At 74.2% G+C, this 21,645-nt stretch carries 20 protein-coding genes, 1 other RNA gene and 1 pseudogene; 7 read left to right on the forward strand and 15 right to left on the reverse strand.

What is annotated here, in order from left to right; translation table 11 throughout:
- Nucleotides 1-114: 114 nt before the first annotated feature.
- Nucleotides 115-405: a hypothetical protein gene (locus tag ACFZA0_RS03000; protein WP_391010247.1), complete on the reverse strand. Its 291-nt coding sequence runs from the start codon at nucleotides 403-405 to the stop codon at nucleotides 115-117.
- 162 nt (nucleotides 406-567) lie between these two features.
- Between ACFZA0_RS03000 and ACFZA0_RS03005 the strand changes: the two genes are divergently transcribed.
- Nucleotides 568-1,116, forward strand: a complete 549-nt coding sequence (locus tag ACFZA0_RS03005) for a hypothetical protein (protein WP_391010250.1) — start codon at nucleotides 568-570, stop codon at nucleotides 1,114-1,116.
- 116 nt (nucleotides 1,117-1,232) lie between these two features.
- Here the strand turns inward: ACFZA0_RS03005 and ACFZA0_RS03010 are convergent, their stop codons facing one another.
- The 4 genes from ACFZA0_RS03010 to ACFZA0_RS03025 all read right to left on the reverse strand — a co-directional run bounded on the left by ACFZA0_RS03010 (nucleotide 1,233) and on the right by ACFZA0_RS03025 (nucleotide 5,820).
- Nucleotides 1,233-2,072: a hypothetical protein gene (locus ACFZA0_RS03010; protein ID WP_391010253.1), complete on the reverse strand. Its 840-nt coding sequence runs from the start codon at nucleotides 2,070-2,072 to the stop codon at nucleotides 1,233-1,235.
- 144 nt (nucleotides 2,073-2,216) lie between these two features.
- On the reverse strand, nucleotides 2,217-3,179 hold the full coding sequence (locus ACFZA0_RS03015; protein WP_391010255.1) for an N-acetylmuramoyl-L-alanine amidase: 963 nt from the start codon (nucleotides 3,177-3,179) through the stop codon (nucleotides 2,217-2,219).
- A gap of 69 nt (nucleotides 3,180-3,248) precedes the next feature.
- Nucleotides 3,249-3,941 (reverse strand): class I SAM-dependent methyltransferase, encoded by a 693-nt coding sequence (locus ACFZA0_RS03020; RefSeq protein WP_391010258.1) that lies wholly within the window; start codon nucleotides 3,939-3,941, stop codon nucleotides 3,249-3,251.
- Between the two features lie 139 nt (nucleotides 3,942-4,080).
- Complete coding sequence (locus tag ACFZA0_RS03025; RefSeq protein ID WP_391010261.1) at nucleotides 4,081-5,820, reverse strand: MFS transporter; 1,740 nt, start codon at nucleotides 5,818-5,820, stop codon at nucleotides 4,081-4,083.
- A gap of 339 nt (nucleotides 5,821-6,159) precedes the next feature.
- Between ACFZA0_RS03025 and ACFZA0_RS03030 the strand changes: the two genes are divergently transcribed.
- Nucleotides 6,160-6,945, forward strand: coding sequence for a methyltransferase domain-containing protein (locus tag ACFZA0_RS03030; RefSeq protein ID WP_391010264.1), 786 nt, complete (start codon nucleotides 6,160-6,162; stop codon nucleotides 6,943-6,945).
- Here the strand turns inward: ACFZA0_RS03030 and ACFZA0_RS03035 are convergent.
- On the reverse strand, nucleotides 6,942-7,583 hold the full coding sequence (locus ACFZA0_RS03035; protein WP_391010267.1) for a response regulator: 642 nt from the start codon (nucleotides 7,581-7,583) through the stop codon (nucleotides 6,942-6,944). The two genes, ACFZA0_RS03030 and ACFZA0_RS03035, sit on opposite strands and share 4 nt — an antisense overlap.
- 421 nt (nucleotides 7,584-8,004) lie before the next feature.
- A complete protein-coding gene (locus tag ACFZA0_RS03040; RefSeq protein ID WP_391010270.1) occupies nucleotides 8,005-9,507 on the reverse strand; it encodes a histidine kinase in 1,503 nt (500 codons plus the stop codon).
- A 182-nt stretch (nucleotides 9,508-9,689) separates the two neighbouring features.
- Between ACFZA0_RS03040 and ACFZA0_RS03045 the strand changes: the two genes are divergently transcribed.
- The gene (locus ACFZA0_RS03045) at nucleotides 9,690-10,550 is read left to right on the forward strand and encodes a MaoC/PaaZ C-terminal domain-containing protein (RefSeq protein WP_391010273.1); all 861 of its coding nucleotides are present in this window, start codon (nucleotides 9,690-9,692) and stop codon (nucleotides 10,548-10,550) included.
- A gap of 178 nt (nucleotides 10,551-10,728) precedes the next feature.
- Here the strand turns inward: ACFZA0_RS03045 and ACFZA0_RS03050 are convergent, their stop codons facing one another.
- On the reverse strand, nucleotides 10,729-10,884 hold the full coding sequence (locus ACFZA0_RS03050) for a hypothetical protein (protein ID WP_391010276.1): 156 nt from the start codon (nucleotides 10,882-10,884) through the stop codon (nucleotides 10,729-10,731).
- 97 nt (nucleotides 10,885-10,981) lie between these two features.
- Complete coding sequence (locus ACFZA0_RS03055; RefSeq protein WP_391010279.1) at nucleotides 10,982-12,493, reverse strand: hypothetical protein; 1,512 nt, start codon at nucleotides 12,491-12,493, stop codon at nucleotides 10,982-10,984.
- Nucleotides 12,494-12,909: 416 nt separating this feature from the next.
- Here ACFZA0_RS03055 and ACFZA0_RS03060 point away from each other — a divergent pair, with 416 nt between their 5' ends.
- Genes ACFZA0_RS03060 through ACFZA0_RS03070 form a run of 3 tightly spaced genes read left to right on the forward strand, consistent with a single transcriptional unit; the run spans nucleotide 12,910 to nucleotide 15,776 of the window.
- The gene (locus ACFZA0_RS03060) at nucleotides 12,910-13,782 is read left to right on the forward strand and encodes a Nif3-like dinuclear metal center hexameric protein (protein ID WP_391010282.1); all 873 of its coding nucleotides are present in this window, start codon (nucleotides 12,910-12,912) and stop codon (nucleotides 13,780-13,782) included.
- Nucleotides 13,779-14,522, forward strand: coding sequence for a C4-type zinc ribbon domain-containing protein (locus ACFZA0_RS03065; protein ID WP_391011800.1), 744 nt, complete (start codon nucleotides 13,779-13,781; stop codon nucleotides 14,520-14,522). Before ACFZA0_RS03060 ends, ACFZA0_RS03065 begins: the two co-directional genes overlap by 4 nt.
- Nucleotides 14,523-14,534: 12 nt before the next feature.
- Nucleotides 14,535-15,776, forward strand: coding sequence for a bifunctional RNase H/acid phosphatase (locus ACFZA0_RS03070; RefSeq protein WP_391010285.1), 1,242 nt, complete (start codon nucleotides 14,535-14,537; stop codon nucleotides 15,774-15,776).
- 230 nt (nucleotides 15,777-16,006) lie between these two features.
- Here the strand turns inward: ACFZA0_RS03070 and eda are convergent, their stop codons facing one another.
- A complete protein-coding gene (gene eda, locus ACFZA0_RS03075; protein WP_391010288.1) occupies nucleotides 16,007-16,660 on the reverse strand; it encodes a bifunctional 4-hydroxy-2-oxoglutarate aldolase/2-dehydro-3-deoxy-phosphogluconate aldolase in 654 nt (217 codons plus the stop codon).
- Nucleotides 16,661-16,736: 76 nt separating this feature from the next.
- Complete coding sequence (gene yaaA / locus ACFZA0_RS03080; RefSeq protein ID WP_391010291.1) at nucleotides 16,737-17,537, reverse strand: peroxide stress protein YaaA; 801 nt, start codon at nucleotides 17,535-17,537, stop codon at nucleotides 16,737-16,739.
- Between the two features lie 96 nt (nucleotides 17,538-17,633).
- Between yaaA and rnpB the strand changes: the two genes are divergently transcribed.
- Nucleotides 17,634-18,035, forward strand: an RNA gene (rnpB, locus tag ACFZA0_RS03085) — RNase P RNA component class A.
- A 55-nt stretch (nucleotides 18,036-18,090) separates the two neighbouring features.
- Here the strand turns inward: rnpB and ACFZA0_RS03090 are convergent.
- From ACFZA0_RS03090 to ACFZA0_RS03105, 4 genes and pseudogenes are all read right to left on the reverse strand, one after another.
- Nucleotides 18,091-18,756 carry a response regulator gene (locus ACFZA0_RS03090; protein ID WP_391010294.1) on the reverse strand — a complete coding sequence of 222 codons (666 nt, stop codon included), beginning with the start codon at nucleotides 18,754-18,756 and terminating at the stop codon, nucleotides 18,091-18,093.
- The gene (locus tag ACFZA0_RS03095) at nucleotides 18,753-19,925 is read right to left on the reverse strand and encodes a histidine kinase (protein WP_391010297.1); all 1,173 of its coding nucleotides are present in this window, start codon (nucleotides 19,923-19,925) and stop codon (nucleotides 18,753-18,755) included. The genes ACFZA0_RS03090 and ACFZA0_RS03095 overlap by 4 nt, the downstream gene beginning before the upstream one ends.
- Nucleotides 19,922-20,653, reverse strand: a complete 732-nt coding sequence (locus ACFZA0_RS03100; protein WP_391010300.1) for an ABC transporter permease — start codon at nucleotides 20,651-20,653, stop codon at nucleotides 19,922-19,924. The genes ACFZA0_RS03095 and ACFZA0_RS03100 overlap by 4 nt, the downstream gene beginning before the upstream one ends.
- Nucleotides 20,650-21,575: pseudogene (locus ACFZA0_RS03105) on the reverse strand (ABC transporter ATP-binding protein). Before ACFZA0_RS03105 ends, ACFZA0_RS03100 begins: the two are co-directional and overlap by 4 nt.
- Between the last annotated feature and the right edge of the window lie 70 nt (nucleotides 21,576-21,645).

The following is a 21,645-nucleotide window of genomic DNA, read 5'->3' on the forward strand; positions in this document are numbered from 1 at the left end:
GGGGGGGGGGGGGGGGGGGGGGGGCCGGGGGGGGGGGGGGGGGGGGGCCCCCCCCCGGGGGGGGGGCCCCCCCCCCCCCCCCCCCCGGCCCCGAGGCCGCCGGAGCGCCCGCCGTCAGTGGCGGTGCATCCGGTTGGCGATGGCGTGCCCTATGAAGAGGTACACCACCGCGGCCAGACCGTAGCCCGCGACCACTCGGGCCCAGGCCTCGTCGAAGGTGAACAGGTCTCGCGACCAACTGGCGAGCCAGCTGGCCACGTTGTGGACGAACTGCACCAGGTCGTTGGCCCGGTTTGCGTCCAGCAGGTACATCAGAATCCACAGTCCAATGATGACGGCCATGACGTCCGCGACCACCGCGATGACCGTCCCCGCGGAATTGGAACCGCTGCGATATCGAGACATGACCTCCGTCTGGCCCCGGATCCCCGCTTGAAACCCACGGGTACACGTGGTAGTTGAAACCGTTCGCATCCCCCGCCGGGACCCGAACGGGCTCCCCGGGTGGCACCGTCCCGGACGCCGGGTGACGCTGCCGGGAGCAGCCACGTCTCCCGGAGGACCCCCGTGCCCGCACCGCTCCGCCGCCTGCTGGTGGCCGCCATCCTCTGCTGTGCCCTCGTCGCCGGTGTCACGGCGTGCGGCGGCGACGACAGCGACGCCACGGCCACCGCGGCGACGCCCACCGCCACCGGCTCCGCGCAGCAGCAGAAGTACGCCAAGACCCGGTTCGTGGCCAACGCCGGGCTCGCGGCGGGCGCCACCTACCAGTGGATCGTGAAGCCGTACCGGGCGGGGAAGTTCAAGAAGGGCGCGGACGGCCGCAGGGTCGCCCTGGTCAAGGCGGGCGCCGCCGGCGCCTTCGCGTACAACCGGCTCAAGGCCGCCTCGGTGAACGCCAAGGGCGATCCGGCCCTGGCCAAGGCCGTGGCACCGCTGACCGCGGGCATCGCCGCGCTCAAGGACCTGCCGTCCAAGCTCCGCAAGGGCGATTCGACGGACTCGGTGGTCGGCACCTTCGACGACATCGTGGGCCAGGTCAAGGACGCGGGCAAGGACGCCGGCGCGGAGGTCACCGACAAGGTGCCCTCGGCCTCGCAGCTGACCAAGTCCTGACGCCACGTCAGAATCCGTTGCCTCGACACCTGTTCGCCGCCCGCCGCCCGTGCGGACGCCGACGGCCCCCGCTCCGAGGAGCGGGGGCCGTCGGCGTGGAGCGGCGGGGACCGGTGTCAGTCGCCGCGCTGGATGTTCGCGGCGTCCCGCAGCACGCCGCGGACGCTGCTGCCCTGCACCTCGGTCAGCAGGCCCGAACCCCGCTGCTCAAGGGCCAAGTACCAGACGCCCGGGGTGAGTTCGGCGACCGGGGTCTGCGAACCGTCCTCCGGGAAGAGCTGCCGCGGCTCCGGCACCGCGAACCAGAAGGGCGAGAAGCCGGCCGCCGGCTGGGCGGGCTGCTGCGCCTGCGGCTGACCGCCGCCGAACGACTGGGCCTGCTGCGGCTGGCCGCCGTAGGGCTGGGCGGGCTGGCCCGGCTGCCCGGTCTGGCCCGCCTGCGGCTGGCCGCCGTACGGCTGCTGCTGGCCCGGGTAGCCGTAACCGCCCTGCGGCTGGCCGCCGTAGGGCTGCGGGGCGACCGGCCGGGGGGCGCCCATGAGCGGGGCCTTGAGGGCCGGGACCAGGTCCGTGGCGATGGCCGCCGCGGCGAGCACCAGCGCCAGGACGAAGCCGAGGATGAGTCCGGCGCCCGCGTCGATCCCGTCCGGGACGTCCACCAGCGACCAGAACAGGATCCAGGCGACCAGGACGGTGAACGCGGTGCCGACCGTCCCGAGGTCCAGCCCGGCCACCTTCCGCGGCTGCGGCAGCGCGCGGTTCACGATGATCAGGGCGGCACCGATGACCCCGCCGATGTAGGTGCCGATGCCGATGCCCAGGGAGTCCCAGGCGTTCTGCGAGGTGCTGTAGCCCCCGGTGGAGTAGGAGTAGTAATCGAGGAACGACGCGATGAACAGCACCACCGCTGCTCCGATCACTACGCCGTCGCCTCTAGTGAGGGAGCGAATATTCACTTCACGTCCTTCGTCGGTCGTCTCGTCGTCGGTAGAGGCGTCGCCGACACCCGTGTCGCCGTCGGGCCCGCGAGTGGAGCGCGGGGGCGGCCCCTAGTCGTACGGACGACAGTATCGTCCGTACGATCGGGCTGTCCGCCGGGATCAGCGCCCCGGCCGCTCCCCCCGCAGGAAACTCACGATTCCCTCAGAGATCCCCAGTGCCGCCTTCTGCCGCCAGGCACCGCTGGTCAACAGTGCCGCGTCCTTGCTATCGCGCATGTTGCCGCACTCGACGAACACCTTGGGAACCGTTGACAGATTGAGACCGCCCAGGTCCTCGCGCGTGACGAGACCGCGGCCGTCGCCGATGTAGCCGGCCGTTCCCGTGCCCGTCTCGCGGGCGAAGTCGCTGCGGATCAGCGTGCCCAGTTCGCGCGACGGGCCGACGATCGCACGGGTGTCGGCACCGCCCGCGTGCACGGACGCGGGCAGGATCACGTGGAAGCCGCGGTTGCCCGCCGCCGACCCGTCCGCGTGCACGGAGACCACGGCGTCCGCGTGCGCCGCGTTGCCGATCCGGGCCCGCTCGTCCACGCAGGGCCCCCACGGCCGGTCGCCGTCCTGCGTCAACGTGACCTTGGCGCCCAGGTGTTCGAGGTACGTCCGCATGCGGTGCGCGACGTCGAGCGTGAACCGGGCTTCCGCGTAACCGGAGTTGGTCTCGGTGCCGGTGGTGTCGCACTCCTTGTGGTTCGTGCCGATGTCCACCTGGCGGTCGATCTCCGCCGTGTGCAGGGAGTTGGTCGGGTTGTGGCCCGGGTCGATGACGATCACCCTGCCGCGCAGCGGCCCGTCGGCGCGCGCGGTCGTCGAGGGCGAGGCGGACGCGCCGGCGCCCGCGTCACCGTCGCGGCCGTCGTCGGCCGACGGACCGGCGGCGCGCACGGAACCGGCTCCCTGCGTGCGGTCGTGGTCGCCGACGTTGCTGTAGACGAGCCAGCCGAGCAGGGCGCCGGGGACCAGCGCCGCGATCGCCACGGTCAGCGGTCCGCGACGGGGGCGGCGCGGGCGGGAGCCGGACCCCGGTCCGGACTCCGGGTCGAAGTGGGGGTCTGTGTACGACACGTGAGCCACCATAGGGGCCCCTGTGGGGCACCGCGTGAACCGGCCCGTGCGCGCGGGGCGCGCGCCGGGTCAGGGGCGGGCGGTGGCCGCCGCCGGGGCGGGCGGGCCGGTGACGTCGCCCGCGCCGGTGCGCCGCAGTACACGCAGCGAACCGCGCACCGCGGTCTCCGTGAAGGCGCCGGACGCCAGCGCCCGCAGGTAGACCCGGTAGGGGGCCTGCCCGGTGAACTCGTCCGCCGGCTCCGGGAACACGTCGTGGATCACCAGGAGGCCGCCCTCGGCGACGTGCGGCGCCCAGCCCTCGTAGTCGGCGTTCGCGTGCTCGTCGGTGTGCCCGCCGTCCACGAAGACGAGCCCGAGCGGGGTGCCCCAGAACGCGGCGACCTGCGGCGACCGCCCGACGAGCGCGACCACGTGGTCCTCCAGGCCGGCCCGGCGCAGGGTGCGCCGGAAGGTGGGCAGCGTGTCCATCAGACCGATCTCCGGGTCCACCGTCCGCGGGTCGTGGTACTCCCAGCCGGGCTGCTGCTCCTCGCTGCCGCGGTGGTGGTCGAGCGTCAGCGCGGTCACGCCCGTACGCCGGGCCGCGTCGGCCAGCAGGATCGTGGAACGGCCGCAGTACGTGCCGACCTCCAGCAGCGGCAGTCCCAGCCGCCCGGCGTCCAGCGCCGCGGCGTACAGGGCGAGCCCCTCGTCCGCGGGCATGAACCCCTTCGCGGCCTCGAAGGCGGCCAGGATCTCCGGCTCGGGTGCCGTGCTCATGGGGGTCCTTCCGGTACGGGGCGGGGGAGCGGGACGTACGAGGTCAGGGGCGGTCGGGCGGTGCGGGTCCCATGCTGCCGCACCCCCTGCCGCGCGGGCGACAGGGGGTGCGGAGGGGTGCGGCGCGGGCGCCGGGCCGTCAGGCCGGGACGGTGTCCCCGGGCAGCGACAGGTCCAGTTCCACGTGCGTGTCGTCGCCCGCGTGGGTCGCGTGCGACGCGTACGGGCCGTGGCCCCCGGCGCGGGCGGCGAGCACGTACGTGCCCTCGGACGGGACGACGAGCAGGTAACCGCCGTCCTCGTCGGACATCGTGGCGCCGGCCTGCCGGCCGTGCCGGTCGATGAGGGTGACCTTGGCGCGCGCCACCGGGGCGCCGTCGGCGCCCAGGACCCGGCCGCGGAAACCACGCAGCGCCTCCTCGGCCAGCTCCAGCACCGCGTCCTCCGCGCTGCTGGCGCGGAGCTGGGTGTGGCCCGCGGGACGCCGGCCCGGCAGGAACAGCGCCAGGACCAGGCCGCCGGCCACCGCGACGGTGGCGATCAGGAACGAGACGCGGAAGCCGTGCATGGTCGGCACCGCGATGCCGTTGGTCTGGTGCGCGGTGTTCGCGAGCACCATGCCGATGACGGCGCTGGAGGTGGACGTGCCGATGGACCGCATCAGGGTGTTGAGGCCGTTGGCGGCGCCCGTCTCCGAGGCCGGCACCGCGCCGACGATCAGGGCGGGCAGGGAGGAGTAGGCGAGACCGATGCCGGCGCCGAGGACGACGGAGACGAGCACGGTCTCCCAGGCGGCGCTCATCAGGCCGATACCGGCGCCGTAGCCGATACCGATGATCACCAGGCCGAGGATGAGGGTCGCCTTGGGGCCGAACCGGGCGGACAGCCGGGCGTACACCGGGGCGGTGAACATCATCGTCAGGCCCAGCGGGGCCACGCACAGACCGGCGACGACCATCGACTGGCCGAGGCCGTACCCGGTGGCGGAGGGGAGCTGGAGGAGCTGCGGGAGCACCAGCGAGACGACGTAGAAGGAGACGCCGACCATGATCGACGTGAGGTTGGTGAGGAGCACCTCGCGCCGTGCGGTGGTGCGCAGGTCCACGAGCGGGGCGGAGATGCGCAGTTCGTACAGGCCCCACAGCAGCAGCACGGCCACGGCCGCACCGAACAGGCCGAGCGTGGTGGCCGAGGTCCAGCCCCAGTCGCTGCCCTTGGTGACGGGCAGGAGCAGCAGCACCAGGCCGGCGGACAGACCGAGCGCGCCCGGGGTGTCGAAGGTGCCCCGTGCGCGCATCGGGGACTCCGGCACGACGCCGAGGATCAGCGCGATGCACAGGACGCCGAGGCCGGCCGAGCCGTAGAACAGCGCGTGCCAGTCGGCGTGCTGGGCGACGAGCGCGGCGAGGGGCAGCGCGAGACCGCCGCCCACGCCTATGGAGGAGCTCATGAGGGCCATGGCCGACCCGAGCTTCTCGCGCGGCAGCATGTCCCGCATCAGGCCGATGCCGAGCGGGATGGCGCCCATCGCGAAGCCCTGGAGCGCGCGGCCCACGATCATCGTGATCAGGTCACTGGTCAGCGCGCTGACGAGCGCGCCCACCACCATGACGGCGAGGCTGAGGATCAGCATCCGCCGCTTGCCGTACAGGTCGCCGAGGCGTCCCATGATCGGCGTGGCCACGGCTCCGGACAGGAGAGTCGAGGTCAGCACCCAGGTCGCGTTGCTGGACCCCGTGTGCAGCAGTTGCGGCAGGTCCTTGATGACGGGAACGAGCAGAGTCTGCATGACCGCGACAACGATGCCCGCGAAGGCGAGCACCGGGACGACGGCCCCGCTGGTCCTTCCCGTGGGCCGGTCGGTCGTCGTGTGCGTCATGGAATGAGGCCTCCGGGCCTGAGAGGTGCGAAAGGTCGGGTCGGAACGAAAACGGCTGGTCGAGTCGGATCGCGGCGGAGGGCCGAGCCGAGTCGTGGACCGAATCGGGTCGGGGTGAACGCGGTGAACGGTGAACGGCGGACAGTGACCGGTGACCGGCGGGCGTTTCTCCGGGATCGGAGCGGGACAGGAGCGAGATACGTGCAGGATGAACCCCGTACGTCCGGGCAACTATTCCGGCCGGGGCCGCCCGGCCGGATTCTTGACCGTTACATGAACATCTGACGCACCGTCGGACAGGGGCCCGGGTACCGCCGGGCCGGGGCGCGGGGGAGCCGAATGGACCGTGACATCCGCACCGTGGACGACGTACTGCGCCTGCTCGACGGCCTGTTCGCACCGGAGGCCGACCGCTGGACGGACGGCGGGTCCGGATGGTGGGACGGGTTTTACGACGACCGCACGCGTCCGGTGCCCTTCTTCACGGCGAAACCGGACGAGAACCTCGCCGCCCACCTCGACACCGGCCTGCTCCGCCCCGGGCGCGCCCTGGACCTCGGCTGCGGGCCCGGCCGCAACGCCCTGCACCTCGCGGCGCGCGGCTTCACGGTGGACGCCGTCGACCTCTCGCCGCGCGCGGTCGACTGGGCCGCCGAACGGGCCCGCGCGGCCGGCGCCGACGTCCGCCTGCACTGCGGGGACGCCTTCGGCGCGGCGGGCGCGGCCCTCTCCGGCCCGTACGACCTCGTCTACGACTCCGGCTGCTTCCACCACCTCCCGCCGCACCGCCGCGTCAGCTACCTGGCGCTCCTCGACCGGGTCCTCGCCCCCGGCGGCCACTTCGGCCTCGCCTGCTTCGCCTCCGGCGGCATGGGCAGCGAACTGCCCGACGCCGCGTTCTACCGTGCCGCGGCGGGCGGAGCGCCACGCGGCCTCCAGGGCGGTCTCGCCTACACGCCGGACGCGCTGCGGCGGATCTTCGCCGGCCTGACGGAGGTCGAACTGCGGCGCATGCGGGAGCAGCCGGACGGGTCCGCCCTCTTCGGCAAGGACTTCCTGTGGACGGCGCTGTTCCGGCGGGAGGAGCGGGACCCGGGCACCGCGGCCCCCGCTCGGAACCCCTAGAGCCAGCCCTGGCGGCGGGCCTCGCGGGTGGCCTCCATGCGGTTGCGCGTGGTGGTCTTGCCGATCGCCGACGAGAGGTAGTTGCGCACTGTGGACTCCGACAGGTGCAGGCGCCGCGCGATGTCCGCGACGGTGGCCCCGTCCGCCCCCGCGTTCAGGACGTCCCGTTCGCGCGCGGTCAGCGGATTGGGACCGGCGCTCAGTGCCGCCGCCGCGAGCGCCGGATCCACCACCGTCTCCCCGGTCAGCACCCGGCGGATCGCCGAGGCCAGTTCCTCGACCGGGCCGTCCTTGACGAGGAACCCGGCGGCGCCCGCGTCCATCGCCCGGCGCAGATAACCGGGGCGCCCGAAGGTCGTCAGGATCAGCACCCGGCAGTCCGGCGCCTCGTCGCGCAGGTCGGCGGCCGCGTCCAGGCCGCTGCGGCCCGGCAGTTCGATGTCCAGGAGCGCCACGTGCGGCCGGTGCGTGAGGACCGCGTCCACGATGGCGTCCCCGGCCGACACCTGCGCGACCACCTCGATGTCGGGCTCCATGCCCAGCAGCAGGGCCAGCGCACCGCGCATCATCCCTTGGTCCTCGGCGAGGAGCACCCGCACGGATTTCGCGGGGCGGTGGTCCCGGGGCATCTCGTCCATGTGCCAAGAGTACGGGCGGAGTTGCTGGTCGGAGCCGCACGAAACCCCGCCCGGCGTGCAGCCGGACGGGGCTTTCCGGGGGCCTGCCCGGCGAGTGCTGATCACGTCGTGCGGGTCGGTCTCCCGCTCGCGGACCGGCCCGGTGGCGGTCCGCTCCGCCGGATTCGGCGCCGATCCTCTCGCGGGCGGCCGGGGCCACGAGCCGGCTCGCTCAGACCGTGAACCTCTTGTGCGGGGCCGCTCGCTGCCGAGTTCCGGACCGGTCCACGGATCGGCACCCGGTACGGGCAGCGGCGCGGCATCCTCGCGCGGCAGCCGCCCAGGGGCCGGGAGCCGGGGATCCGGCCCGGAACGTGGTCCGGAGCCCCGGCCCCGAGCGGGTTCGGGCGGGCTCCGGCGGGGCGGGCGGGCGCGGGTGTTCTCAGGCGGGTTGGCCCGCGCGGTCGCGGCCCGGTTCCGGGTCGACCGGGGCGTCGGCCAACTCGTGCCAGTCGGTGGGCAGTTCGGCGGTCACGGTGAATCCCTCACGCGCCCCCGGACCGGCCCGCAGTTGGCCGCCGGCCGCCGACAGCCGCTCGGTCAGCCCCTTCAGGCCGGTACCGGTACTGGTACCGCCCAGGACCGGCGCGGCCGGGGGCACGGGAGCGCCGGGGAGCGGAACGACCCGCTCGGCCACGGCCTCCCCGTCCGCTTCGCCGCCGTGCGCCTGGTCCGCCCCGGCCGCCCGTGCGCCCGTGCCGTTGTCCGCCACCGTCAGGCGGACCCGGTCGGCGGTGTTCGTGAGCGTGATCGCGCAGCGGGACGCCCCGCTGTGCCGCACCACGTTGGTCACCGCCTCGCGCACCACCCAGCCGAGCAGCGCCTCGGTCTGCGGCGTCAGGGGCGGGCCCGAGCGGTCCACCACCGGGACCACACCGGCCGCCGACAGGGCCGAACCGCTGCGGTCCAGTTCGGTGGCGAGGCTGCCCTCGCGGTAGCCGGTCACCGCCTCGCGGATCTCCGTCAGCGCCTGGCGGCCCACCGACTCGATGTCGGTGATCTGCAGCAGCGCCGAGTCGAGGTCGCGCGGGGCGAGCCGCCGGGCCGCCTCCGACTTCACGACGATCACCGAGAGGGTGTGGCCGAGCAGGTCGTGCAGGTCGCGGGAGAAGCGCAGCCGTTCCTTCTCCACCGCGCGGCGGGCCAACTCCTCCCGGGCCGCCCGCAGTTCCCGTACGGCCTCGGCGAGGGAGAGGATCGCGGCGGTCACCGTGGTGGACAGGAACGTGGCGTACGTGATGTTGAGGGCGCCCCATCCCGTGTGCCGGCCGAAGGCCGCGTCCCCCAGCGCCGACACCCCGGCGGCCAGGACGCCGAGCCCGATCGCGAACTGGCCCAGCCGCCTGCCCCGGGTCACCGAGCCCACCGCGAGACCGAGCAGCGGGAAGAAGTACAGCCACGTGCCGCCGTAGCCGACCGCGAGGCCGCAGGTGATCAGCAGCATCGCGACGAGCGTCCACCGGGTGGCCGGCGCGTCCCGCTTCTCCTTCACGAAGGCACGGAACACCACCGAGATGTAGAGGGAGTTGAACGCGAACAGGCCGATGCCGCCGATCCACGGGTTGGCGTCCTTGCCCTGGAGCAGGTTGGAGAAGGAGCCGAGCCCCATCAACAGCCAGGGCAGCAGGGTGAAACCGCTCGGCGCCGGGCCCAACTCCCCGTCCCGCAAGGACTTCGAGCCGCCCCGCGCCCGGAAGGCCGCGCGCTGCGGACCCCACTGCTCGTGCCACTCCCGGCGCGCCCGGCGCCGCTCGGCCAGCACCTGGGCGAACGGGTTCCGGGACCGTCCGGGCCCACACGCGCCGTGCGTGCCGTCCGCCCCGTCCGCCCGGCACTCCTGCTCACCGGTCCGTGCGCCGGTCTGCTCGCTGCGACTGTCCGACATCTCCGCTCTCCGTCCCCCTGCGGTCACACCCGTTGTCTTCCGCCTTTCACGCTACGCAGCACCGCGCCCGGCGGGCAGAGGAGCATGTACGGCTTGCGGCAGGACAAATGTCACGGTCGCCCGTCCGCCCGCCCGGCCCGGGTTATACAGGGGAGTCGACCCACCCGCCGACCAGGAGTTCCATGCCCATCGACGCAGCGCGGGCCCTCGCCGCCGCTCCCCGTACCGCCGTGCTCACCTGGGGCCGCAAGGACGTGCAGCTCTACCACCTGAGCATCGGCGCCGGCATTCCGGCGACCGACCCGGGCGAGCTCCGCTACACCCTGGAGTCCCGGCTGCACGTCCTGCCGAGCTTCGCCACCGTCGCGGGCGGCGGGGAGCCCGGTGTCGTCGCCGGCCTGTCCGCACCCGGCGTCGACGTCGACCTGGCGTCCGTCCTGCACGGCGGCCAGCGGCTCGTCGCGCACCGCCCGCTGCCGGTCGAGGGGCGGGCCACGGCCACCTCGCGGATCACCGCGGTGTACGACAAGGGCAGCGCGGCCGTCCTCGTCCACCGCACCGAAGTGGCCGACGCGGACGGGCCGTTGTGGACGGACGAGGCGCGCATCTTCGTACGCGGCGCGGGCGGCTGGGGCGGCGAACGCGGCCCCTCCGCGGGCCAGGCGCCGCCGGACGGCCCGCCCGACCGCGTCCTGGACCTGCCGCTGCGGGAGGACCAGGCCCTGCTCTACCGCCTCAACGGCGACCTGAACCCGCTGCACGCCGACCCCGGCTTCGCGGCCCGCGCCGGGTTCGGCCGACCGGTCCTGCACGGGCTGTGCACGTACGGTGCGACGCTCAAGGCGGTGGTCGACACCGTCCTCGGCGGGGAGGTGGACCGCGTACGGGCCTGCACCGCGCGCTTCGCCGGAGTCGCCTACCCGGGGGAGACCCTGCGCGTCCGGTTGTGGGCGACGGACGGGACACGGACGGCGGCGACGGTGACGGCGCCGGAGCGGGACGACGCGCCGGTCCTCGCCGACACGGTCGTCGAACACCTCTGATCCGTACGGGAGTCGGGTACGGGCGGCAGGGGCGGAGGCCGGTGGCGGACGCGTGCCCGGACGCGCGAAGACCCCCGCCGTCGTGGACGGTCGGGGGTCGGGTGACGCTCGGTGGTGCGGGCCGGCCCGTGGGGGCCGGTTCTCGCCGGGGCCGCGGTCGGCGGCGCCGGCCGTTCGTTCACGCGCCGGTGTCGGCCTGCTGGGCGGGCTTGCGGTGGCGGCCGTGAGGCGCCGCCGAGTCGTCCTGGGACGAGCCCGACCCGCGGTGCTTGCCGTGACCGGCGTCGCCCTCGGCGTCGGCGGACAGCGGCGTGGACGTGCTGGTGTCGTTCATCGGAAAAGGTTCACCCCGTCAACATGATCTCTGTAACAGCCGGAGGAGTCTAACTTCCCGGTCCGGAGCCCTTTCCACACGGATCGACCAACCGGCACTACTTCGTTACAAGACCGCCGAGCGGTGCCTGCTGCAACGGCACGGGGCGCGGCACGACGGGTTGCGGCGGCCCGGTGTCCGGGGCCCCGGCCGCCGGCCCGGCGGCGCCCTCCACGCCGGCCGGGTCCCTGACCGCGCCCTCGTCCGCGTCCGCGTGACCGTCGCCGCCCGTCGTCCCGGACCGGGATCCGGGCCCCGTGCCGAACGCCTGGCCGCGGCCGTCCGTGTCGTACCCCTCCGTCCGCTCCGTGCGGATGCCGCTCGCGGCGTCGCGCGAGGTGCGGTCGGTGGTGATGGCCGACTCCCAGACGGGCACCGGCACTCGGGCCACTCCGCAGGGCACCTCGGGTGTGGAGAACGGGAGTTGAAGTTCACCCTCGGGTGTGAACAGGCCGGTGCCCGTCAACCACCCCTGGGGGGCGGCGAGATGACGCACCTGCCGCTCGGCCGGACGCCACACGCCGACCCAGCATCCCGTGGGTCCGTCCACGCGCAGGGCCACGGCGCAGCGCTCCGGGGTCAGTACCTGGCCGGGCTGGACGGCGAACGGGGTCACGGTGAGCGCGACCCGGGGCGGCTCCGAACTTCCCTCAGGGGAAGGGGTGTTGGGCTGCGCTTCGGGGTTGGTGCCGGCGGCGGTTTCCGCGGCGGGCCCCGGGGCGGAACCGGTGGGCGGGGGAGCCGGTGCCTGCACCGTCATCCGCAGGCAGTGGGGGAAGCGCACCGGCAGGGCGCTGCCGAGGACACCCCAGCCGAGGCGCTCCACGCCGGGCGACGGCGCGTCCGAGCCGATCAGCAGCAGTCCGCTGTCCGGGTCGGCGAACAGCAGGCGGTCGTCGCTGTCCGCCGCGATCTGGAGCAGGGGCGAGATCTCACCGTCGCGTTCCAGGTCCACCACGACCGTCTTGGTCCGCCCGTCCGCCTCCCGGTCGAGGGCCAGCATGCGTCCCGTGCGGTCCAGCCACACCCCGCCCGAGCAGCGGCCCGGCACGGCGGCGACGTGCTCGGGCCCGAAGGCCCCGCCCGCCACCAGCCACACCGCGCTCGACGACGGGCCGACCATCAGCGCGTACGCGCGCTCGCCGCCCGGTGCCGGGGGCAGCAGCCACAGCCGGGTGCCGGCGTCGGGGCACTCCACCGCGCCGAGCGGCAGCTCACCGGTGCCGGGGCCGGTCGGGTAGAGGAGCGAGAACATGTGCCGGCCGTCCACCAGTCGCCGCACGAGCACCCGTCCGTCGCCCATGGGCTGGACCTCGGTGCCGGGGTCCTCCGGCTGACTGCCCGGCAGCGGCACGGCGTACGGCTCGGGGCCGTCCAGCGTCCAGCGCTCGGGGTACAGGGCGTCGCCCGCACCGGCGAGCCGGGCGGCGTAGGCGCCTTCCGCGGAGATCGCGCACAGCGTTCGCGGCACCGGATCGTCCTCGCCGTCGGCCGCGACGGGTGGCGGGGATGCCCCCTGCTCGGGCCGCTCGGGCGGAACCGAGAGTTCGGGGGGCGCACAGGCCGTCATCGTTCGGTCACCTCCGGCGACGAAGCTAGTTTCGTACGCACGGGCGGGGGACCGCCGGGCCGTCACTTCACACATAAGGGTGGCCACACGGCGGTTCACCTGAGGAAACAGGGACGGCTGTGCTGAGCGGGCGGCGGGGTGGCAGGGCGGAACCGGCGGCCGCTCCGCCGGGGCACCCGCGACGGACGGGGGACGGGGCGCGGACGGGTCGCAGGCGGGCCGGGGGCGGGCCGCGGGCGGGCCGCGGACGGGTGGTGGACAGGCGCTGGATCGACCGGGGCCGGTCACGGATCCGCGCGGATCCGGAGGGTGTCCGGCGGTGGACCGGCGGTGGACCGGCGGGGACCTCGGAGGGTGACCGGTCGTGCGGCGGTCAGCGGTTCAGCCCGGCAGAACCGCCAGGTAGCCTTGCTCCCGTGCCCCGTCTGTCTGAAGTCATCGCCGCGTTGGAGAACCTGTGGCCCGCCGAACGGGCCGAGTCCTGGGACGCGGTCGGCACCGTCGTGGGCGATCCGGACCAGCCGGTCTCCCGGGTCCTGTTCGCGGTGGACCCCGTGCGGGACGTCGTCGACGAGGCGGTGAAGCTGGGCGCCGACCTGCTCGTCACCCACCACCCCCTCTATCTGCGCGGCACGACGACGGTCGCGGCGTCCACCTTCAAGGGCCGCGTGGTGCACACCCTGATCAAGCACGACATCGCCCTGCACGTCGCGCACACCAACGCCGACACCGCCGACCCCGGGGTCAGCGACGCGCTCGCCGCCGCCCTCGACCTGCGCGTCACCGGCCCCCTGGTGCCGGACGCGGGCGACCCCGAAGGGCGTCGCGGCCTCGGCCGGATCTGCGCGCTCGACCACCCGCTGACCGTCCGCGAGTTCGCGGCCCGTGCCGCCGAGCGGCTGCCCGCCACCGCGCAGGGCATCCGCGTCGCGGGCGACCCCGAGGCACTCGTCCGCACGGTCGCCGTCAGCGGCGGCTCCGGCGACAGCCTCTTCGACCACGTGCGCGCCGCCGGCGTCGACGCCTTCCTCACCGCGGACCTGCGCCACCACCCGGTGTCCGAGTTCGCCGCGGACCGCGGCCACGGTCCCCACAGTCCTCTCGCGCTGCTCGACGCGGCGCACTGGGCCACCGAGTGGCCCTGGTGCGAGCTGGCCGCGAGCCAGCTCGACGAGATTTCCGACCGGAACGGATGGGACCTCCGCGTCCACGTGTCCCGCACGGTCACCGACCCCTGGACCGCCCACGCGGCGTCCACCCCGCCAAGCACTCCTGGAGCCCCCAACTGAACGCCGCGCCCGCCGACCAGATCCGACTCCTCGACGTCCAGGCCCTGGACGTACGCCTCCAGCAGCTCGCGCACCGCCGCAGGTCGCTGCCGGAGCACGCCGAGATCGAGTCGCTGTCCAAGGACCACACCCAGCTCCGCGACCTGCTCGTCGCCTCGCAGACCGAGGAGAGCGACTGCGCCCGCGAGCAGACGAAGGCCGAGCAGGACGTGGACCAGGTGCGCCAGCGCGCCGTCCGCGACCAGCAGCGCCTCGACTCCGGTGCCGTCACCTCCTCCAAGGACCTGGAGAACCTCCAGCGCGAGATCACCTCGCTCGCCAAGCGGCAGGGTGACCTGGAGGACGTCGTCCTGGAGGTCATGGAGCGCCGCGAGGCCGCCCAGGAGCGGGCCGCCGAGCTGACCGAGCGCGTCTCCTCCGTGGAGGCGAAGATCGCGGACGCGACCGGCCGCCGGGACGCCGCGTTCAACGAGATCGACACCGAGGCCGCCTCGGTGACCCGCGAGCGCGAGGTCGTCGCCGGGGCCGTCCCCGCCGACCTGCTGAAGCTCTACGACAAGCTGCGCGGCCAGCAGGGCGGCGTCGGCGCGGCCAAGCTGTACCAGCGCACCTGCCAGGGCTGCCGTCAGGAGCTGGCGATCAGCGACCTGAACGAGGTCCGCGCCGCCGCCCCCGACACCGTCGTGCGCTGTGAGAACTGCGGCCGCATCCTGGTGCGCACCTCCGACTCCGGCCTGTAAGGGAGCCCGGTCGTGCGGGAGTTCATCGTCGAGGCCGACGGCGGTTCGCGCGGCAACCCGGGGCCCGCGGGCTACGGCGCCGTCGTGCTCGACGCGTCCGGCGGGGAGACCCTCGCCGAGGCCGCCGAGTACCTGGGCGTCGTCACCAACAACGTCGCCGAGTACCGGGGCCTGGTGGCCGGCCTGCGCGCCGCGCACGCGCTGGACCCCGAGGCCAGGGTGCACGTGCGGATGGACTCCAAGCTCGTCGTCGAGCAGATGTCGGGCCGCTGGCAGATCAAGCACCCCGCGATGCGGCCGCTCGCCGAGGAGGCCCGCGCGGTGTTCCCGGCGGGCCGGGTCACCTACGAGTGGATCCCGCGCGCGCAGAACAAGCACGCGGACCGGCTGGCCAACGAGGCGATGGACGCGGGCGCCCGCGGCGAACAGTGGTCGGCGTCGGACTCGACGGCGGAACTGCGGAGTGCCGCGGACGGCGGTGCGAGGGCCGCGGGAGCCGGGGGCGCGGCGGACCGCGCGGCGAAGGACGGCGCGGACGTACGGGCCGCGCGCAACGTGGCGGCCGCCGCCGGCACCAAGTCCTCGTCCTCCCCGTCCCCGTCCGTCGGCTGGGCGGCACCGCCGGACCTCGGGGCGCCCGCCACGTTCGTACTGCTGCGGCACGGCGAGACGCCGCTGACCCCGCAGAAGCGGTTCTCCGGCAGCGGCGGCACCGACCCGTCGCTGTCCGGCACGGGCCGCGAGCAGGCCGAGCGGGCCGCGAAGGCGCTGGCGGAGCGCGGCACCGTGCAGGCCGTCGTCGCCTCGCCGCTCGCGCGCACCCGTGAGACGGCGGCGATCGTCGCCGGCCGCCTGGGCCTGGATGTGGTGATCGAAGAGGGCCTGCGCGAGACCGACTTCGGCGCCTGGGAGGGCCTGACGTTCGCCGAGGCACGCGAACGGCACCCCGCCGACCTCGACGCGTGGCTGGCGTCCCCGGACGTGGCACCGACCGGCGGCGGCGAGAGCTTCACCGAGGTCGCGGCCCGGGTGGAAGAGGCCCGCGAGCGGCTCGTCAGGACGTACGCGGGCCGTACGGTCCTGCTCGTCACGCACGTGACACCGATCAAGACGCTGGTCCAACTCGCCCTGGGCGCACCGCCGGAGTCCCTGTTCCGCATGGAGCTGTCGGCGGCGTCGATGTCGGCGGTGGCGTACTACGCGGACGGCAACGCGAGCGTGCGGTTGTTCAACGAGACGTCGCACCTGCGCTGAGGGCTCCGCCCGGGGCGCATGTCTGCCGGACCGTACGGGAGTTGACCTTGCACCGGTCCCGGACGGCGGCGCCCCCCGCCGAAACCCGGCGGCCGGGCAGCCCGCGGGTCCGCGCAACTCCGTCTGCCACGGCGTTGGTTGCACGGCAGGTCGATCGCGCCGGGAACCGACACCGACACCGACACCGAGCCCAAGTGGCCTGGCTGCGCGCGGGAGTTGGCGGTGGGGAATCAGCCGCACCGGGCGGCGAGTGTGGCCGCGTCCCGGGCCAGTCGCTCGATCCGCGCCCAGTCGCCGGCGGCGACGGCGTCCCCCGGAACCATCCAACTCCCGCCCACACAGCCCACGTTGGGCAGCGCCAGGTACTCCGTGACGTTGCCGGGTCCGATGCCGCCCGTGGGGCAGAACCGGGCCTGGGGGAGCGGGGCGGCGAGCGAGGCGAGGTAGGCGGTGCCGCCCGCGGCCTGCGCGGGGAAGAACTTCATGTCGCGCACGCCGTGTTCGAGCAGCGCCACCACCTCCGAGGTGGTCGACACCCCCGGCAGGAACGGCACCCCCGACGCCCGCATCGCGGCCAGCAGCGCGTCGGTCCACCCGGGGCTCACCAGGAACCGGGCCCCGGCGTCGACGCACTGGGCGACCTGCTCGGGCGTGATGACGGTGCCCGCGCCGACGACGGCCCCGGGCACCTCGGCGGCGACGGCCCGGATCGCGTCCAGCGCGGCGGGGGTCCGCAGGGTGACCTCGATCGCGGGCAGCCCGCCGGCGACCAGGGCACGGGCGAGCGGCACGGCGTGGGCGGCGTCCTCGACGACGACGACCGGCACCACGGGCGCGAGATCCAGGACGGAGGCAGGCGAGGGGGAGGGCGGGGGCGGGGTCATGCCGACATCCTGCCGCCGGGTTTCACCCTGCGCAAAGGGCGTTGCACATGCTGCAACGCCTGTGCTCCGGGGGCCCTCAGTGAATCTCCGACACCACCACGTCGAGCGCCCAGGGCCGGCCGGCGCGGGCGGGCGCCGTGGCCTCCACGGTGTGCCCGAGGTCGCGCAGGGCGTCCACCAGCTCGGCCGGACCGGCGGGGGCGACCCCGCCCGTCAGCAGGCTGCGCACGATCCGTCCCTTGGTCGCCTTGTTGAAGTGGCTGACGACGGACCGCTTCTCGACGCCGTCGACGACCTGGGCGTGCAGCACCCGCACGGTCGCGGTGCGCGAGGCGAGTTCGCCGGAGGGCTTCCAGGCGGCGGCGTACGCGGAGGACCGCAGGTCGAGGACGAGCCCGTCCCCGGCGGCCTCGGGCAGCACCTCGGCCATGGGCGCGCGCCAGAACGCGCCGAGCGGCCCGGTGCCCGGCAGCTTCACGCCCATCGAGCACCGGTAGGAGGGAATCCGGTCGGTCGTCCGCACCGCGCCCCACAGCCCGGAGAAGACCAGCAGCGACCGGCCGGCCCGCCGCTTGGCGGCCGGGTCGAGGGAGGCGAGGCCGAGGGCGTCGTAGAGCACGCCGGTGTAGATCTCCCCGGCGGGCCGAGCCCCCGCGGTGAGCAGTTCGGCGTTCTTCGCGACCTCGCCGCGCAGCCCCTCGCTGAGACCGAGCACCTCGCGTGCCTTGTCCTCGTCGCCCGTGCACAGGTCGACCAGCTCGGCGAGCACGGCCTCGCGGGCGGGCGTCAGCCCCGGCAGGGACAGGGACCCCGTCTTCAGCGGCGTGCCGCGGCCGGAGGGTGCCTTGCCTTCGGAGGGCGGCAGCAGGACAAGCACGAGAACTCCTTCGATCGAACCCGGGCAAGCCTACGGCCCGCCGGGCACGGGGTGAGGAGGCCCCGGCGGGGCCGGTACCATGGTCGGCACGGCAGACGAGCCGGGCGGACGGCCGCGTGGAGGTCCTTGCGGACCTTCCCGAGGAACGTCCGGGCTCCACAGGGCAGGGTGGTGGCTAACGGCCACCCGGGGTGACCCGCGGGACAGTGCCACAGAAAACAGACCGCCGGGGACCTCGGTCCTCGGTAAGGGTGAAACGGTGGTGTAAGAGACCACCAGCGCCTGAGGTGACTCAGGCGGCTAGGTAAACCCCACCCGGAGCAAGGTCAAAAGGGGACACCCCGGTGTCCCTGCGCGGACGTTCGAGGGCTGCTCGCCCGAGTCCGCGGGTAGACCGCACGAGGCCGGCGGCAACGCCGGTCCTAGATGGATGGCCGTCTCCCCGGCCGCCGCGAGGCGACCGGGCGACAAAACCCGGCGTACAGCCCGACTCGTCTGCCGCCCACCGCGGCCCTTGCCGTCAACCGTTCGTTCCGCCCCGGCAGTCGAGGGGTCAGCCCCGGGTGCCCGGGTGGACGAGGCCGTTCTCGTAGGCGAACACCACCGCCTGGGCGCGGTCGCGGAGGTGGAGCTTGGTGAACACGCTGCCGACGTGGCTCTTGACCGTCGCCTCGGTCACCACCATGTGCGCGGCGATCTCCGGGTTCGACATGCCCCTGGCCACCAGCAGAAGGGTCTCCCGTTCGCGGGGGGTGAGCCCGGTCAGTGCCTCGGTGGGCGGTTGCAGCGGCTCGGTGCGGGTGGCGTAGTCCTCGATCAGTCTGCGGGTGATCGACGGCGACAGCAGCGCCTCACCGGCGTGCACGACGCGGATCGCCTCCAGCAGGCGTTCGCGGGGGGCGTCCTTGAGCAGGAAGCCGGACGCGCCCGCGCGCAGGGCGCCGAAGACGTACTCGTCCAGGTCGTAGGTCGTGAGGATCAGCACCCGGGGCGCGGATCCGGAGGCGGTCAGCCGCGCGGTGGCCTCGACGCCGTCCATGCGCGGCATGCGGACGTCCATCAGGACCACGTCGGGGCGCAGGACGGCGGCCTGCGCCAGCGCCTCGTGGCCGTCGGCCGCCTCGCCGACGACCTCCAGGTCGCTCTGGGTCTGAAGGAACAGCCGGAAGCCGATGCGGATCAGTTCCTGGTCGTCGACGATCAGAAGGCGGACGGTCATACCTCGTTCCCGTCCCCGTTCCCGTTCCCGTTCCCGACCGGGAGCCTCGCGGTCACGAGGAAGCCGCGGGCGGTGCGGCGGGCCTCCAGGCTGCCGCCCGCCACCGCCGCGCGCTCCCGCATCCCGGGGATGCCGTGCCCGCCGCCCGACAGGACCGGTTCGGTGCCGGTGCGGGTGTCGTCGCCGTCCTCGTCCTCGTCCTCGACCGTGACGTCCAGTTCCGTCCGGCCGTAGTCGAGCGTCACCGTGACCCGGGCGGGGTCGGTGTGTCTGAGCACGTTGGTCAGTGCCTCCTCGACGATGCGGTAGGCCGAGAGTTCCAGCCCGCCGGGCAACGGCCGGGCCTCGCCCGAGAGTTCCAGACGTACGGGCATCCCGGCCTTCCGGTAGCCGGAGACCAGCTCGGCGAGCTGGTCCAGCGACGGCTGCGGGCGCCACTGCGTGCCGTTGTCCGACGTGCGCAACAGGCCCAGTATCCGGCGGAGTTCGGCCAGACTCTGCTCCGCGCTCGCCTCGACCCGTGCCAAGGTCTCGGCCGCGACCTGGGGATCGGTCGGCAGGACGTCCCGGGCGCCGCGCACGCCGATCAGCATGACGGTGACCGAGTGGGCGACGATGTCGTGGAGTTCGCGGGCGATGGCGGTGCGCTCGCGCTGTGCCGCGATCTGGTCGAGTTGCTCGCGCTCGCGCTCCAGTGTGGCCGCGCGGTCCCGCAGAGCCCAGGTGTAGCGCCGCCGGGTCTGGAGGTACGAGCCGAGGGCCCACGCGGCGATCGGCAGGGGCAGCGAGGTGATGCTCGCCAGCAGCAGGAACAGCGCCGTCGGGACGAGCGCGGCGACCGACACCCTTCGGCCGCGCAGGTCGGCGAGCGAGGCGAGCGCGACCACGACGGGCGCCCCGCCCGGCGAGTAGCCGAGCGGGACGAGCAGCGCGGCACTCGCACAGGTCGCGACCAGCACCGTCAGGGGCGCGCGACGGCGCACGAGCAGGGCGGAGCCCGCGAGCGCCGTCACCACGACCGGGAGTACGCGGACCGGCGTGTCGTCGTCGAAGAGCAGCCCGAGCTCGACTCCGGTCGTGATCACGGCCAGCGCGAGGTCGAACAGCGCCGAGCGGCGCGCGACCACCAGGTCGTACGCCGCTCGCGCCCACCGCGGTGTCCGGTTCACGCCAGATCGCGCCGTCGCTCGACGACGACGGCCACAAGGGTCACCGCGACCGTCCACGCGGCCAGTACCCACCCGGCCGAGGCCACCGACAGGGTCGTGTTGTGCGTCATCCGGCTCAGGATTCCGGCCGCGCCGAACGGTGTCAGGTTGATGGCCGATTCCCAGACGTCGGACAGCAGCGGGACCACGGCGAAGTCAACGACCAGCAGGACGACCACTCCCAGGACAGGAGTGCGGATCAGGGCGCCGAGCGCGGCACCCAGGATCGCGAACAGGACGAACGCGAGGAGGTTGCCCACCACCACGGCACCGATGTCTCCCGGGGTGAGATCGGGTCCGGGCTGGGCGTCCAGCAGCGGCAGGCCGAGGCCGACCGACACCACCGTCGTCAGCGCGCCGAGCAGGAGCCCGGTCAGCGCGTAGGCGGCGATGCGCGCGGACAGCACGACCTCGCGGTGCCGGCGGCCCACGAGGGCAGCCGGCGCGGCCGTCCGGTGCCGGTACTCCCCGGCCGTGCCCACCAGCCCCCAGAGGAGAAGCAGGATCGGCAGCGCCGACAGTGCCTCCTCCTTCTCGGGCACCTCGTCCAGCGTGCCCGACCAGACCGCGACCGCCAGCACGTTGAGGACCGCGAACGCGACCCCGCCCAGCGCGAAGCCCAACACGGTCCGCGTGGTCACGGTCTTGATCAGTTCGCCCCGCAGCAGCTGACTCCACGTACGACTCAACGCTCCGCCCCTCCCGTGAGGCCGAGGAACAGGTCCTCCAGCGACACGTTCCGCCGGCCGATCTCCTCCAGCAGGACGCCGCCGCGCCGCGCGAGCCGCGCGACCTCCGCGGCGTCGAGCCCCTCGACCAGCAGTTCGCCCCCGGCCTCGCGCCTCGTACGGCCGCCCGCCGCGGCCACCAGGTCCGACAGACGCCCGGCCGCCGCGGTGCGCACGACGACCACGCTCTCCTCGGACCGTTCGAGATCGCGGATCGCACCCTCGTGGACCAGCCGCCCCCGGTCGATCACGATCACGTCGTCGACCGTCCGGGCCGCCTCGTCCAGCATGTGTGGCTCGACAGCAGGACCGTACCGCCGTCCGCGACCCGGTCCCGGAGCAGCGTGCGCAGCCGGCGGATGCCCTGCGGGTCCAGGCCGTTCACCGGTTCGTCCAGCACCAGGATCTCCGGATCGCCCAGCAGCGCCGCGGCGAGCCCGAGCCGCTGCCGCATGCCCATCGAGTACTTCGCGACCCTGGTCCCGGCCGCCTCCTCAAGACCCATGAGTTCCAGGACCTCACCGACCCGGCGGCGGGGCAGCCCGGCCATCGCGGCCAGCGACCGCAGGTGCGCCCGGCCGGTACGTCCGGGATGGGCTCCGCACGGCTCGATGTGCACGCCGAGCAGACGGGCGTCGGGCCGGACCGCCGCGACCGGGGTGCCGCGCACGAGCGCCCGCCCCGCCGTCGGCGACGCCAGGCCGACGACCGCCTTGAGCGCGGTGGTCTTCCCCGCCCCGTTCGGGCCGAAGAACCCCGTCACCCTTCCTGTTGCGACCGTGAACGACAGGTCGTCGACCGCCGTTCTCCGGCCGTAGCGCTTGGTCAGTCCCTCGACCCGGATGGCCGGCGGGCCGCCGGCGAGCGTGCGCGAAGAAGTCATGCCCGAAGCTTCCGGCGCGGCGATCTCGCGGTCATCCGCCCACGGTCGAAACCCGGCCTCCCACCGGGGG

It is taken from the genome of Streptomyces sp. NPDC008150, from assembly GCF_042956945.1.
Taxonomy (GTDB): Bacteria; Actinomycetota; Actinomycetes; order Streptomycetales; family Streptomycetaceae; genus Streptomyces.